The organism is Dechloromonas sp. H13 (assembly GCF_009469615.1).
In the GTDB taxonomy this organism is placed as follows: Bacteria; Pseudomonadota; Gammaproteobacteria; order Burkholderiales; family Rhodocyclaceae; genus Azonexus.
Map to the genome: position 1 here is coordinate 238178 of NZ_SSXX01000005.1, position 13808 is coordinate 251985.

Annotated in this window: 15 protein-coding genes, 1 other RNA gene and 1 riboswitch; of the genes, 12 read left to right on the top strand and 4 right to left on the bottom strand. The window is 66.5% G+C overall.

Annotation, left to right across the window (positions count from 1 at the left end; translation table 11 throughout):
- Positions 1–18: 18 nt before the first annotated feature.
- The 3 genes from GH660_RS13125 to GH660_RS13135 are packed head-to-tail and all read right to left on the bottom strand — an operon-like array spanning position 19 to position 3739.
- The gene (locus GH660_RS13125; protein WP_153147118.1) at positions 19–792 is read right to left on the bottom strand and encodes an ABC transporter ATP-binding protein; all 774 of its coding nucleotides are present in this window, start codon (positions 790–792) and stop codon (positions 19–21) included.
- A complete protein-coding gene (locus GH660_RS13130; RefSeq protein ID WP_153147119.1) occupies positions 789–1766 on the bottom strand; it encodes an iron ABC transporter permease in 978 nt (325 codons plus the stop codon). The genes GH660_RS13125 and GH660_RS13130 overlap by 4 nt, the downstream gene beginning before the upstream one ends.
- Positions 1766–3739 carry a TonB-dependent receptor gene (locus GH660_RS13135; protein ID WP_153147120.1) on the bottom strand — a complete coding sequence of 658 codons (1974 nt, stop codon included), beginning with the start codon at positions 3737–3739 and terminating at the stop codon, positions 1766–1768. The genes GH660_RS13130 and GH660_RS13135 overlap by 1 nt, the downstream gene beginning before the upstream one ends.
- 106 nt (positions 3740–3845) lie before the next feature.
- A riboswitch (cobalamin riboswitch) is annotated at positions 3846–4051 on the bottom strand.
- Between the two features lie 116 nt (positions 4052–4167).
- Between GH660_RS13135 and GH660_RS13140 the strand changes: the two genes are divergently transcribed.
- From GH660_RS13140 to GH660_RS13160, 5 genes are all read left to right on the top strand, one after another.
- The gene (locus GH660_RS13140; RefSeq protein WP_153147121.1) at positions 4168–4365 is read left to right on the top strand and encodes a hypothetical protein; all 198 of its coding nucleotides are present in this window, start codon (positions 4168–4170) and stop codon (positions 4363–4365) included.
- A gap of 1 nt (position 4366) precedes the next feature.
- A complete protein-coding gene (locus tag GH660_RS13145; protein WP_153147122.1) occupies positions 4367–4702 on the top strand; it encodes a cell division protein ZapA in 336 nt (111 codons plus the stop codon).
- Positions 4703–4736: 34 nt separating this feature from the next.
- Positions 4737–4917, top strand: a non-coding RNA gene (ssrS, locus tag GH660_RS13150) — 6S RNA.
- 55 nt (positions 4918–4972) lie between these two features.
- Entirely contained in the window at positions 4973–5422 is a 450-nt protein-coding gene (locus GH660_RS13155; protein ID WP_228276491.1) for an EVE domain-containing protein, read from the top strand.
- Positions 5419–6219 carry a sulfite exporter TauE/SafE family protein gene (locus GH660_RS13160; RefSeq protein WP_153147124.1) on the top strand — a complete coding sequence of 267 codons (801 nt, stop codon included), beginning with the start codon at positions 5419–5421 and terminating at the stop codon, positions 6217–6219. Before GH660_RS13155 ends, GH660_RS13160 begins: the two co-directional genes overlap by 4 nt.
- 6 nt (positions 6220–6225) lie before the next feature.
- Here GH660_RS13160 and GH660_RS13165 read toward each other — a convergent pair whose 3' ends face one another.
- Positions 6226–6912, bottom strand: coding sequence for a GntR family transcriptional regulator (locus tag GH660_RS13165; protein WP_153147125.1), 687 nt, complete (start codon positions 6910–6912; stop codon positions 6226–6228).
- 190 nt (positions 6913–7102) lie between these two features.
- On the opposite strand from GH660_RS13165, the gene dctP reads away from it, so the two are divergent.
- The 7 genes from dctP to mdcE all read left to right on the top strand — a co-directional run.
- Positions 7103–8128 carry a TRAP transporter substrate-binding protein DctP gene (gene dctP, locus GH660_RS13170; protein WP_153147126.1) on the top strand — a complete coding sequence of 342 codons (1026 nt, stop codon included), beginning with the start codon at positions 7103–7105 and terminating at the stop codon, positions 8126–8128.
- Positions 8129–8176: 48 nt separating this feature from the next.
- The gene (locus tag GH660_RS13175) at positions 8177–8761 is read left to right on the top strand and encodes a TRAP transporter small permease subunit (protein WP_153147127.1); all 585 of its coding nucleotides are present in this window, start codon (positions 8177–8179) and stop codon (positions 8759–8761) included.
- Positions 8758–10098: a TRAP transporter large permease gene (locus GH660_RS13180; protein WP_153147128.1), complete on the top strand. Its 1341-nt coding sequence runs from the start codon at positions 8758–8760 to the stop codon at positions 10096–10098. Before GH660_RS13175 ends, GH660_RS13180 begins: the two co-directional genes overlap by 4 nt.
- 18 nt (positions 10099–10116) lie before the next feature.
- On the top strand, positions 10117–11769 hold the full coding sequence (gene mdcA, locus GH660_RS13185) for a malonate decarboxylase subunit alpha (RefSeq protein ID WP_153147129.1): 1653 nt from the start codon (positions 10117–10119) through the stop codon (positions 11767–11769).
- Between the two features lie 5 nt (positions 11770–11774).
- On the top strand, positions 11775–12089 hold the full coding sequence (mdcC, locus tag GH660_RS13190) for a malonate decarboxylase acyl carrier protein (protein ID WP_153147130.1): 315 nt from the start codon (positions 11775–11777) through the stop codon (positions 12087–12089).
- The gene (locus GH660_RS13195; protein ID WP_153147131.1) at positions 12086–12985 is read left to right on the top strand and encodes a biotin-independent malonate decarboxylase subunit beta; all 900 of its coding nucleotides are present in this window, start codon (positions 12086–12088) and stop codon (positions 12983–12985) included. The genes mdcC and GH660_RS13195 overlap by 4 nt, the downstream gene beginning before the upstream one ends.
- On the top strand, positions 12982–13808 hold an 827-nt coding region (mdcE, locus tag GH660_RS13200), incomplete at its 3' end, for a biotin-independent malonate decarboxylase subunit gamma (protein ID WP_153147132.1). The genes GH660_RS13195 and mdcE, both read left to right, overlap by 4 nt.

Sequence of the window (13808 nt, forward strand, 5' to 3'; positions counted from 1 at the left end):
CGCCTACTATGACACCCCCTAGTCGGGGATGAAGCAGCGCTGGCCGGCGCAGGCGAACTGGCGCAGCCGGTAGCCGTAGAGGGCGCTGAGCTTTTCGGCGGTCAGAACGGCGTCGACCGCACCCAGTTCGCAGTTGCCGGCACCGTCGATCAGCAGCGCCTGGTCGCAGAAACGGTGCGCCAGCGCCGGGTCGTGGAGAACCATGACGACGCCCGCGCCGCAGTCACGCGCCGCACCGGCAAACAGTTCGAGCACTGCCATCTGGTGGTTGAGGTCGAGGTGGGCAAGCGGCTCGTCGAGCAGGTAGAGCGGCGCCGCCTGGGCGAGCAGGGTGGCGATCGCCAGGCGCTGCCGTTCGCCGCCGGAGAGGGTGTGGATCTGCCGTTCTTCCATGCCGGCGAGCCCGACGGCGGCGAGGGCGCTGCGCGCCAGGTCGGCGTCGCGCGTGCTTTCCCAGTCCCAGCGGCCGAGATGGGGGTGGCGGCCGGTGAGCGCGGTTTCGAGCACCGTCGAACCGAACGGGTCGGCTTGCGTCTGGCCCAGCCAGGCGCGGCGCAGCGCTGCAGCGCGCGGGGTGAGCGCGGCATAGGGGGCGCCACCCAGTTCGATGCGGCCGGCGCCCGGTTCGCGCAGCCCGGCCAGTGTCGCGAGCAGGGTCGATTTGCCGGCGCCGTTGCGCCCGAGGATGGCCAGCCGCTGCCCGGCTTCGACGGTGAGGTCGAGCGCGCGGGCGACGCAACGGCCGCCGATGTCGACCGAGAGTCCGCTGGCGGTCAGCAGTGGCGCGCTCATCGCGGCTGCCGCGACAGCAGGAAGAGGAAGACCGGCACGCCGATCAGCGCCGTCAGCACGCCGACCGGCAGTTGCTGCGGGGCGATCAGCGTCCGCGCCAGGGTGTCGGCGAGCATCAGCAGGGCGCCGCCGGCCAGCGCCGAGGCCGGCAGCAGCAGGCGCTGGTCGTTGCCGGTGGCCAGCCGCACGAGGTGCGGGACGACGAGGCCGATGAAGCCGATCGAGCCGGCGGTCGTCACCGAGGCGGCGGTGGCCAGCGAGGCGAGCAGGAAAACGGCATAGCGCAGGCGGTGGACCGCAACGCCCAGCGCCTGCGCCTGCAGCAGGCCGCGCGCCAGCAGGTTGAGTTCGCGGGCGAAGGGCATTGCCAGGGTCAGGGCGATGGCCAACGCCGCCAGCGGCGGCCAGGCGCTGGTCGCCTGGCCGAGGTCGCCGGACAGCCAGAAGAGCATGCCGCGCAGGCGGTCTTCCGGGGCGATCGCCAGCATCAGGGAAATCAGGGCGCCGCAGCCGGCGGCGACGATGACGCCGGTCAGCAGCAGGCGCGTCTGCGTCCAGCTGCCATCGCCGTGCGCCAGCCCGAAGACGAGCAGCATGGCGCCGAGCGCCCCGGCGAAGGCGAGGCCGTCGATGCCGAGCGCCGGCAGGCCCATCATGATGGCGAACAAGGCACCGACGCCGGCGCCGCCGGAAATGCCGAGGATGTAGGGGTCGGCCAGCGGGTTGCGCAGCAACACCTGCATCAGCGCCCCGGCCAGGGCCAGCAGGCCGCCGCAGGCGAAGCCGGCGAGGGCGCGCGGCAGGCGCAGCTGGCGGACGATGTCGGCGCCGGGTGCTTCCTGCCCGAGCAGGGCGGCGAGAACGTCGCCCGCCGGCAGGGCAATGCTGCCGGCCGCCAGCGCCGCCCAGAAACTCGCCAGTGCCAGTGGCACGAGGACGGCGAGGGTCAGGAAGGCGCGGCGGCGGGTGGGCATCAGCGGAAGTTGTAGCTCGCAGTCATCAGGAAGGTACGACCATCGGCCGGGTAGTAATAATAGTCCGACTGGAAGGTCGAATAGCCGGCGTAGGGCGAGTACTTCTTGTCGAAGGCGTTAAGCAGGCGCGCCGAAATCGACCACGGCTTGAAATTCCAGCCGGCCATGAAGTCGACCGTGGTGTAGCCGGGCAGCTTGTCCAGCGCGTTGGCGAAGTCGCCGCTGTAGTAGCGTTCGCCGACGTAGTTGACCACCGCCGTGTACTGGCCGAGGGCGGCGCCGTCCCAGGTCAACCGGGCCGCCGCCTTGTTGTGCGGAACCAGCGGCACCTGCTTGCCGTCGTAGATGCCTTCGCGGAAGGTCGAGTCGGTGTAGGTGTAGGTTGCGCGGGCCAGCAGCGAGGGCACGATGCGCCAGTCGGCTTCGAGTTCGAGGCCCTGGCGGCGGGTCTTGTCGAGATTGACGTTAGAGAACAGCGAGCCGTCGTAGGCGATTTCGTCCTCCAGATCCATCCGGTAGAGCGCGGCGCGGCCCTTGACCGGGCCGAGCGTGACGCTGCCGCCGATTTCGCCGAGCGTGCCGGTCTGCGGCTTGAGGTTGCCGGCGAAGGTCGGGTTGCCGGTGAACGGATCGTAGCCGAACAATTCGTCGGTGTTGGCGAAGCGGAAGGTGGTGCCGCCCTTGCCGTAGACGCGCCAGCCGTCGCCGGCGTAGCTCAGGCCGAGATCCCAGGCGCTGCGGGTGTATTCGGCACTGCCGTACATCGCCGGCTGCATGCCGAAGAAGCCCATGAAGGCATCCTGCGAGGCGGACTGGTCGACGCGCTGGCTGCGCGCACCGAGGGTCGTGGCGAGGCCGGCGACCCATTCGGTGATGTTCTGGAAGTAGAAGCCGGTGCTGTCCTGCTTGGCGCCCTGGGAAGCGGCGGTCGTGTAGGTGGCGTTGACCTCGCCGGAGTAGTAGTCGATGCCGGCCACGGTTTCGCTCTTCAGGCTGCCGAGGCCGTGCTGCCAGCGCAGGCGCGGGGTGACCGACCAGTTGTCGCGGGTGCGGTCGGCCTGGCTGGAAAAGGAGACGTAGTTAGCGTGCTGGTTCTGGCGGTCGTAGGAGACTTCGGCCTCGAAGCGCAGGGTGTCGGTGAGCGGCAGGGCGACGCCCGGGCGCAGGCGGTAGCCGTCGCTGCGTTGCGAGTCGTAGGGGCTGGTCGAGGTTTTCGGATTGTTCTGGTACGCGGCGCTCAGCAGGTAGCCGGGCAAGCCGGAATGGTCGTTGTACACGGCGTAGTCGACGAAGGCTTCGCCCTTGCCGATATAGAGTCCGCCGCGCCCGCTGAGTGCGGCCTGCTCGGCCTGCGAATTCTCGCGCCAGCCGCCGGTGTGGGCGTAGTGGGCGAAGGCGTTGGCGTAGCCGGTTTCGTTGCCGAAGGCGCCGTTGAGGTCGACGGTCTGGGTGTCGTAGCTGCCGATGCCGACCGTCGCGCCGAAGCGCGGCGTGCCCGACTTGTCGGTGATGATGTTGACCACGCCGCCGGTCGCCTTGTCGCCGTACAGCACGGTGCCGGCGCCGCGCATGACTTCGATGCGCTGCACGCTGTCGAGCGGGATCGCCGACCAGCTGACGCTGCCCATGTCGATCGGGTTCATGCGCTGGCCGTCGAGCAGGATCAGGGTGTTGCTGCCGGCGGTTTCGCCGAAGCCGCGGATGTCGATCGTCGAATCGATGCCGAGGCTGCCGTAGAGGGCGCGCACGTCGACGCCGGCGCTGCCCTTGAGCATGCTCGGCAGGTCGCGGGCCGGGGTGTTGCGGATGTCGTCGCGCGTGATGACGCTGACGTTGGCCGCGACGTTGGTGTCGGCTTCGCTGAAGCGGGTGGCGGTGACGATCACCGGGTCGAGGTCGGCGCTCTGGGCGTGCACCGGCGTCACGAAGGCAATGGACAGTGCCGCGGCGAGCGGCGTGAGACGTGGATTCATGATTCTCCCTTGGCCGGCAGGCGTCCCCGCATACCGGAATGACTGGACAAGGAAGTCCCGGGAGAACGCACGCAGGTCGGAGACCGGCGCCACACCCCCGTGGCACTTCCGCTGGTTTGTCCCAGGCCGGTATCCGGGCTCGCAAGTCTTGACGCGCCGCCTTCCCAGGCCGAAACCCAGTGGCGTTGTGGCGCGCCCGCACTTGCTTACCGTTGCGGGGGCAGCAGCGGAGTTGTCCCGATGGACGCACCGCTTTCCCGTTTATCCGCGGTCGGAGAATCCTTCCGCAGCACCTGACACGGCGCGCATTCTACATGGCCGCTTGCTGCGATGCACCAGAAACTTGCGTCGCCGATTCCGACAAAGCACTTTCAGAATAAAGGCTTAGTCCTTGACCATGCGGGCTTTCAGCCTCTATAGTGCGCGCCATGAATACCGAACTCGATGCGCTCGAAAACAAGATCGAACAGGTCGTCGCCCTGGTTCACCAGTTGCGCGCCGAGAATGAAGTGCTGAAGAACCAGATGGCGGCGGCCGAGGCCGAACGCCTGCATCTGCGCCAGACGATGACGGTCGCCCGCGAGCGTCTCGAAGGTCTGATGGACAAGCTGCCCGAGGATGCCTGAAATGAGCGCGGAGCCGAATTTCCTCGATGTCATGATCATGGGCCGCGAGTATCGCGTGGCCTGCACGCCGGAAGAACGCGAGGCGCTGCTGGCCGCGGTCGACCTGGTCGACGGCAAGATGCGCGAGATCGCCCAGCGCACCAGGACGACCATCGCCGAGCGCGTGGCGGTGATGGCCGCGCTGAACATCGCGCACGAACACCTGTCCCGGCCGCCGGTCGCGGCGGTGCCGGAAATCGACTATGCGGTTGATACTTCCGACGCAAAGCGTAGAATCGACGACATGGGAGCACGGATCGATGCCGTGCTTGCGCCCCAGCAGCAACTGGACCTGTAGTCATTTGCTGTTGACCCCGGCGCCGCCCGCCGAGCGTCCCCTGCGGTGTTTGTCTAGACCATAGATTCCTTGAACCAATGCTAATTGGCATCGGTTGCGGACCATTGAAACCGCTGTTGTGAACGCCCTTCGTCGGGTGGTCCTGAAGCGGAAGGAAAGCAGCCACTCTGAACCCAGGTTCAGGATGCCGGTCTGACGGCACTCGCGGGGGCCTTTTTTTATCCGAGAAGATGATCGAACGCCTTTCCTGAAGCGATGCAGTTCTGGCTGATGAAATCCGAGCCGGAGGACGTCTCGATCGACGACCTCGCTGCCGCGCCGGGGCAGACGGTGCCGTGGACCGGCGTGCGCAACTACCAGGCGCGCAATTTCATGCGCGACGCCATGCGGATCGGCGACCTCGCCTTCTTCTACCATTCCGGCTGCGCCGAACCGGGCATTGCCGGCATCTGCGAAGTCTGTTCCGAGCCTTATCCGGATGCCACCCAGTTCGTTGCGGTCGACCCCTATTTCGACCCGAAATCCAGCCCGGACAAGCCGCGCTGGTGGCTGCGCGATGTCCGTTTCGTCGGCAAGTCGCGTTACATTCCCCTGGCCGAACTGCGGGCGCACCCGGAACTCGCCGGCATGCGCCTCCTCGCCCGCGGCAACCGCCTGTCGATCACGCCGGTGACCCCTGAGGAATGGACGTTCATTACCCAACTGATGGAGCGGCAATGACAATCTGGTGGTTGAGCTACCCCTTGCTCGGCATTTTCGGCGGTTTCGTCGCCGGCTTGTTCGGTGTCGGCGGCGGGCTGACGCTGGTGCCTTTCATGTACATGCTTTTCGTCGCGCAGAATTTCCCGCCCGAGCATGTCATGCACCTGGCGCTGGGCACGTCGATGGCGACCATCGTCTTCACCTCGATTTCCAGCATGCGCGCCCATCACGCGCACGGTGCGGTGCGCTGGGATGTCGTCCGCAGCCTGGCGCCGGGCCTGGTGCTGGGCACCTTCGGCGGTTCGCTGGTGGCCGGCCAGGTGCCGACGGGGCCGATGACGGCAATCTTCGTCGTCATCGTCTATTACGCCTCGCTGCAGATGATGCTCGACTTCAAGCCGCACGCCCATCGGCAACTGCCCGGCCCGCTCGGGCTGTTCACCGCCGGCGGCGTGATCGGCGGCATCTCCAGCCTGGTCGCCGCCGGCGGCGGTTTCCTGTCGGTGCCGTTCATGCTGTTCTGCAACGTGGCCATCCACGCGGCCGTCGGCACCTCTTCCGCGCTCGGATTCCCGATCGCCGTGGCGGGTGCGACCGGCTATATCGTCGCCGGCTTCAATGATGTCGGGCTGCCGCCATACACGCTGGGCTATATCTACTTGCCGGCCTTCGTCGGCATCGTGGTCATGAGCATCCTGATGGCGCCGGTCGGCGCCCGCCTGGCGCACAAGCTGCCGGTCAAGAAGCTGAAGCGGGCCTTCGGCGGCTTTCTCGCCCTGCTGGCCACCAAGATGCTCTACAGCCTGATCGGCTGAGGCTGCCTAGGCGCCTGCGTTGAAGTCGCGCAGGGTTGCCACGAGGTCGGCGAAGCGCTCGCCCTGCACGGTGACATGGGCGCGCAACTGGGCCGCAGCCAGGTCGCTGTCCCCCTTGGTGATGGCGTCGACGATCGCCTGGTGCTCGTTGAACGATGACGCCATCCGGTTGCGCACGCGCAGCTGTAGCCGACGGTAGGGACGCAGGCGCCGGTGCAGCGCCGTCGCCTGCTCGACGAGGAAGCTGTTGTGGCTGGCCTCGTAGATGCGCTGGTGGAAAACCTCGTTCAGCTGGTAGTACACATCCGGGGTGTTCGCATCGCGCGCCGCTTCGCAGGCCCGATGCGCTTCCTGCAGCGCCGCCTGTTCGCCGGGGGTGATGCGGCGGGCGGCCAGACGGCCGCACATGGCCTCCAGTTCGGCCATCACCTCGAACATTTCGCAGACCCTTTCGGCACCGACTTCCGGGACGGTCGCGCCGCGCCGCGGCCGGATCTCGATCAGGCCGACCGAGGCCAGCTGGATCAACGCCTCGCGGACCGGCGTTCGTGAAACGCCGAAGGTATCGGCCAGCTCCTGCTCGTCCAGTCGCGTTCCGGGCGGATAGACGCCGGTCACGATGCGTTCTTCGATGAGTTCCCCCAGGCGTTCCGACTGGCGGGTGTTGGCAGGGATTTCGACAGGGCTGTTCATGGTTCGTGATCCTGCAGATGGCGACGATTAAATTATACGAAATTAGTTGACCAGTATTCAATCATTGTCTATCTTGTATACACAACGGTGATTTTTGAACACAAAACAACAGTGCGGTATTCCTGAAATGAGGATAAGCCAGCCAGTGAGGTTCACCGTCGCAGCCATATCAACCCTGGAGGAGCTTTTCATGATCAGCAAGACCAAACGTCAACTTACGCTGGCCGCGGTTGCCGCCGCATTTGCCTGCACCCTGCCTTCGGCATATGCCCAGACGCCGCGCGTCATCAAGATTTCGCACCAGTTCCCGGCCGCTTCAAACGAAGAGGGCGATTTTCGTGACCGCCTGGTTCGCCGCTTCGCCGCCGAAGTCGAAAAGCAGTCGAAGGGCAGCCTGAAGTTCGAGATCTACCCGGGCAGTTCGTTGATGAAGACCAACAGCCAGATTGGCGCCCTGCGCAAGAGCGCCCTGGACATGAGCCTGGTGCCGCTGGCCTACGGTGGCGGCGAGATTCCCGAGGTCAACATCACGCTGATGCCGACCGTGGTCAGCAGTTACGAGCAGGGAATGCGCTGGAAGACTGCGCCGATCGGCAAGGAGCTCGACCGCATTCTCGCCGACAAGAACATCAAGATCGTGACCTGGGTCTGGCAGGCCGGCGGCATTGCTTCGACCAAGCGGGCGGTAGTCAGTCCGGAGGACGCAAAGGGGCTCAAGTTTCGTGGCGGCAGCAAGGAAATGGACCAGATGTTGAAGGGCGCCGGCGCGGCGGTAACCGGCATGCCTTCCTCGGAAATCTACAGCGCCATGCAGTCCGGCGTGCTCGATGCGGCCCTGACCTCCAGCACTTCCCTGATCAGCTTCCGTTTGCAGGAATTCACCAAGTTCGCGACCTCGGCCCGCAACAAGAGCTTCTGGTTCATGTTCGAGCCGCTGCTGATTTCCAAGGGCCTCTATGACTCGCTGACACCGGATCAACAGAAGATCATCAGCGAAGTCGGGGCCAGCCTCGAGAAATTCGGCGTCGAGGAAGCCAAGAAGGACGATCAGCGCATGGCCGAGGTGTTCGCCAAGGCCGGTGCCAAGGTCGTCGATATGGACGACAAGGCATTCATGGCCTGGCGCGGCGTTGCCGAACAGACGGCGTTCAAGGACTTTTCCGAGAACATCAAGAACGGCCGCGCGCTGCTCGACATGGCGCTGGCAGTCAAGTAAATCCGCGGCCGGGCTTGCCCCGGCCGTGTCCCTTTCGAAAGGTGAATCATGAGTCCCGGACAATTCATCAGTCGCGCGGTCAAGGCGTTCAACATTGCGACAGGTTACCTGTCGGCCTTTCTGATCGTCGTCGCTACCTGCATCCTCGTCTTCGAGGTCGCAGTCCGTTATTTCTTTGCCTGGCCGACCGACTGGGAGATCGAGCTCTGCGTCATGCTGCTCATCGCTTCCAGTTTCCTGGCTGCCGCGCATACCCAGCTCAATCGCGGCCACGTCACGATCGAAATTCTCGACGAGATCACGCCCCATAGCTGGACGCAGTGGCGGATGGCCTTTTCCGACCTGTTGTCCTTCCTGTTCTGCGCCTTCATCGCCTGGAACTGCTGGCACCTCTTCCACGAAGCGTGGGATGAGGGCCGCATGAGCGATACGTCGTGGTCGCCGAAGATGTGGCCGGTTTTCGCCACCATGGCGGTGGGCATGACGTCGCTCGCCTTGCAGGTTTTCGTCCAGTTCATCGAAGACTCGCTGCCCGAAGCGATGCGCTCCCACAAGCCGCCGCCGCAACACAACGCCGCCATCCAGGTGGCCATCGAACGCATCCAGCACGACCAATCAGGAGAGCGCAAATGAGCGTCGGAACACTGGGCCTGCTTTACACGGCCGCCACCTTTGGCTTTCTGTTCTCGGGGATGCCGATCGCCTTCGCCGTCGGTTCGGTCGCCCTGATTTTCATGTTCTTCTTCATGCCGGCAGCACAGCTCTCCATCGTTGCCGAAACCATCTTTTCGGAACTGAACAGCTTCACGCTGCTGACCATTCCGCTGTTCATCATGATGGGGGCGGCGATCGGCAAGTCGCGCGCCGGCTCGGATCTGTACAACTCGCTGAACCGCTGGCTGTACAAGGTGCCGGGCGGCCTCTGCCTGGCCAACACGCTGGCCTGCTCGGTGTTCGCCGCGATGTGCGGCTCGTCGCCGGCGACCTGCTCGGCGATCGGCTCCTCGGGCATTCCGGAAATGCGCAAGCGCGGCTATTCCGAACGCCTGGCGACCGGCCTGATCGCCGCCGGCGGCACGCTGGGCATCCTGATTCCGCCGTCCCTGACGCTGATCCTCTACGGCCTGGCCACCGAGCAGTCGATCGGCAAGCTGTTCATGGCCGGCGTCGGCCCCGGGTTGCTGCTGACCGCGCTGTTCTCGATCTGGGTGATGTACAAGTCCTGGGCCGAAAAGAACGAGAAAATCAGCTCGAGCCGGACAACCGCTCGCCCCCTGCCGGCCGAGGAGTCGTACAGCTGGAAGGAACGCCTGGAGACCCTGCCCCGCCTGGCGCCCTTCCTCGGCCTGATCGTCATCGTCATGGTCGCCCTATATGGCGGCTGGGCGACGCCGTCGGAAGTGGCCGGCATCGGCGCCTTCGGCGCGCTGCTGATGGTGATGACCATCTACGGTTGCTGGCGCTGGAGCGACCTCAAGGTCATCCTCTCCGGCACCGCCCGCGAGTCGTCGATGATCATGCTGATCATCGCCATGTCTTTCCTCTATACCTACGTGATGAGCTACCTGCACATCACCCAGTCGGCCGCCGCCTGGATGATTTCGCTGGAAATGACCAAGTGGGAGTTCTTCTTCTGGGTCAACATCCTGCTCATCGTCCTCGGCTTCTTCCTGCCGCCGGTGGCGATCATCCTGATGGTCACGCCGATCATCCTGCCGGCCATGAAGGCGCTCGGCTTCGACCTGATCTGGTTCGGCGTGATCATGACCATCCTGATGGAAATGGGCCTCATCCACCCGCCGGTCGGCCTCAACCTGTTCGTGATCAGCGGCATCGCGCCCGACATCAAGCTCAAGGAAATCATGTGGGGTACCGTCCCCTTCCTGCTGCTGATGGTGCTCGGCATCGTGCTGCTGTGTTTCTTCCCGGAAATCGCCACCTGGCTGCCATCGCAGTACAGCGGTGCCTGATTGGGCGGAAGGACGACCATGAACGCACCCCTCTCCCGTCAGTGGGATACCCTGCGCCAGAGCCGAAACCGCCGTCTCGAACGGGCGGCGAGCCTCGGTTTTGGCAGGGAAATCCCGGTCGACCGCACCATCGACCTGCTCGAAGCCGTGATCCAGCCGGGCGACCGTGTCTGTCTCGAAGGCAACAACCAGAAGCAGGCCGATTTCCTCGCCGAGTCGCTGGCTGACTGCGACCCGGCGCGTCTCCATCACCTCAGTCTGGTCCAGTCAGTCCTGGCTCTCCCGAGCCATGTGGACCTTTTCGAGCGCGGCCTGGCAAACCGCCTCGACTTTTCTTTCTCCGGCCCGCAGGGCGCCCGGGTGGCGAAACTCGTGCAGGAACAGCGGATCGAGATCGGCGCGATCCACACCTATCTCGAACTGTTCGGCCGCTACTTCCTCGACCTGACGCCCAGCGTCGCGCTGATCGCGGCGCAGGCGGCGGATGCCGCCGGCAACCTCTACCTCGGCCCGAACACCGAGGACACGCCGGCTATCGTCGAAGCCACCGCCTTCAAGGGCGGTATCGTCATCGCCCAGGTCAATGAGCGCCTGGAAAAGCTGCCGCGTGTCGACGTGCCGGCCGACTGGGTCGATTTCACCGTCCTCGCCCCGAAGCCCAACTACATCGAGCCGCTATTTACCCGCGACCCGGCGCAGATCACCGAGGTCCAGGTGTTGATGGCGATGATGGCGATCAAGGGCATCTACGCCGAGTACGGCGTCAAGCGCCTCAACCACGGCATCGGCTTCGACACTGCGGCGATCGAGCTGCTGCTGCCGACCTACGCCGCCGACCTCGGCCTGAAGGGCAAGATCGCCACCCACTGGGCGCTCAATCCGCACCCGACGCTGATCCCGGCCATCGAATCGGGCTTCGTCGAATCGGTGCACTGCTTCGGCTCGGAAGTGGGGATGGACAATTATGTCGCCGCCCGCTCGGACGTCTTCTTCATCGGCGCCGACGGCAGCATGCGCTCGAACCGGGCCTTCAGCCAGACCGCCGGCCTCTACGCCTGCGACATGTTCATCGGCTCGACGCTGCAGATGGACCTGGCCGGCAACAGTTCGACGGCGACGCTGGGCCGCATCACCGGTTTCGGCGGCGCCCCGAACATGGGCTCCGACCCGCACGGCCGCCGCCATGCCAGCCCGGCCTGGCTGAAGGCCGGGCGCGAGGCCTACGGGCCGAACGCCACGCGCGGCCGCAAGCTGGTCGTCCAGATGGTGGAGACCTTCCGCGAGCACATGGCGCCGGTCTTCGTCGAGGAGCTCGACGCCTGGCAACTGCAGAAAGTCATGGGCGCCGACTTGCCGCCGATCATGATCTACGGCGACGACGTCAGCCATATCGTGACCGAGGAAGGCATCGCCAACCTGCTGCTCTGCCGTTCTCCGGAAGAGCGCGAGCAGGCGATCCGCGGCGTCGCCGGCTTCACGCCGGTCGGCCGCGCCCGTGACATCCGCGCGGTCGAGAATCTGCGCGACCGTGGCGTCATCCGCCGCGCCGAAGACCTCGGCATCGATCCGCGTCAGGCCTCGCGCGACCTGCTCGCCGCCCGTTCCGTGAAGGATCTGGTGCGCTGGTCGGGCGGCCTCTACGCCCCGCCTTCCCGCTTCCGCAATTGGTGATCGCCATGGAAACCCTGGACTTTCGTTTCGACTCAAAACCGGCCGGTAGCGCCGCTGCCCCCGCGCTGTGCGGCGTCGTCGGCTCCGGCAACCTGGAAATCCTGATCCGCACCGGTGACGACCCGGCCGCCTGCCGACTGAGCATCAAGACCTCGGCGCGCGGCTTCGCCGACACCTGGCGCGCCGTGCTCGGCGACTTCGCCGCGACCCACGCCGCCGGCGGCACGACGATCGCGATCAACGACATGGGCGCGACGCCCGCCGTCGTCACGCTGCGCCTCGCCCAGGCGCTGGCCGAATACCGTGGAGGTCAGCTATGAACGCGCCGCTCGCCCGCCGGAGCTGGTTCGAGGCGACCGCCCGTGCCCGGATCAAGGGCCTGCTCGATGCCGGCAGCTTCGCCGAGATCCTGCCGCCGGCCGCCGCCGAACCCAGCCCGCATCTGGCCCAGCTCGACCTGCCCGGCGCCTTCGACGACGGCGTCGTCATCGGCTGCGGTCGACTGGCCGAAAAGGCCGTTTTTGTCGCGGCGCAGGAAGGCCAGTTCATGGGTGGCGCCGTCGGCGAAATCCACGGCGCCAAGATCGTCGGCCTGCTGCGCCGCGCCGTTGAAGAAAAGCCGGCTGCCGTGCTGCTGCTGATCGATTCCGGCGGTGTTCGGCTGCACGAGGCCAACGCCGGGCTGATCGCCATTTCCGAGATTATGCGCGCCGTGCTCGATGCGCGCGCTGCCGGCGTCCCGGTTGTCGCACTGGTCGGCGGCAGTTGCGGCGCCTTCGGCGGCATGGGCATCGTCGCCAAGCTGTGCTCGGCAATCCTGATCTCCGAGGAAGGGCGGCTGGCGCTGTCAGGCCCCGAGGTCATCGAGACGGTGATGGGCGTCGAGGAATTCGACTCGAAAGACCGCGCCCTGGTCTGGCGCATCACCGGCGGCAAGCATCGCTATCTGATGGGCGACTGCGCGATGCTGGTCGACGACGACCTCGCTGCCTTCCGCGCCGGCGCCGTCGCTTACCTCGGCGAGCACAGCGAACCACCGCCCTCGCTGGCCGAGTTGCGCGCCAGCCAGCGGCGCCTCGAAAACCGCCTGGCCGCCTACGGCCAGCTGCGCGACGGCCTCGAGGTCTGGGCCGCGCTCGGTGTCGCCGACCCCCAATCCGTGCCGCTGCTCGAACGCGACGAACTGGTCGCCCTGAAGGAAGGATTGCCGACATGAGCCTCAACGACATTCTCGACGGGCTGTTCCCGGCCGGCCACGCGGTGGCCGTTGACCGCCAGGTGCTGACCGGCACTGCCGAGACCGCCACCGGCACCGTCGCTGTGCTCGGCACCACCGACGCCGCGGCGATCGACCACCGGATGGCGCTGGCGTTGGCGGCTTTCGTGCTCGACACCGTCGAGCACCATCCCGGCCGGCCGCTGGTCTTCCTGGTCGACACCTCCGGCCAGGCGCTGTCGCGCGGCCAGGAACTCTTGTGCCTCAACGGCTCGCTGGCGCATCTCGCGCGCTGCGTCGATCTCGCCCGCCGCCAGGATCATCCGTCGATCGCGCTGGTCACCGCCAACGCGGTCAGCGGCGGCTTCCTGTCCTACGGGCTGATGGCCGACCGCGCCTACGCGCTGGCCGACGTCCAGGTCCGGGTCATGGACCTGCGGGCGATGGCGCGGGTGACCAAGATCGCCCACGAACGCCTGGTCGAGCTGGCCGCCAGTTCGCCGATCTTCGCCCCGGGGGCGGAGAACTACCGGCAAATGGGCGCCATCGAGGCGATCTGGCCGGCCCCGTCGGCCGAGCGCCTGGCGACGGCGCTGGCCGACGCGGCGACGGCGCGCGCCGCCGGCGACCGGCGGCAGGCCGAAGGGCTCGCCCGCGGCGGCCGCCGGCTGGCGGCCGGCGGCGGGCGGCATTTCCTGGCGCGGCGCGCGGCCGGCCGGCTCGTTCCGCGGGCCGGGCCGGGCATCGCCGGCCGGCGGCAGCCAGTTGCGGCTGGGCGCCCGGCTAGCCATCGGCGCCTGGCCGATTTCCTGCATGTCGCGCG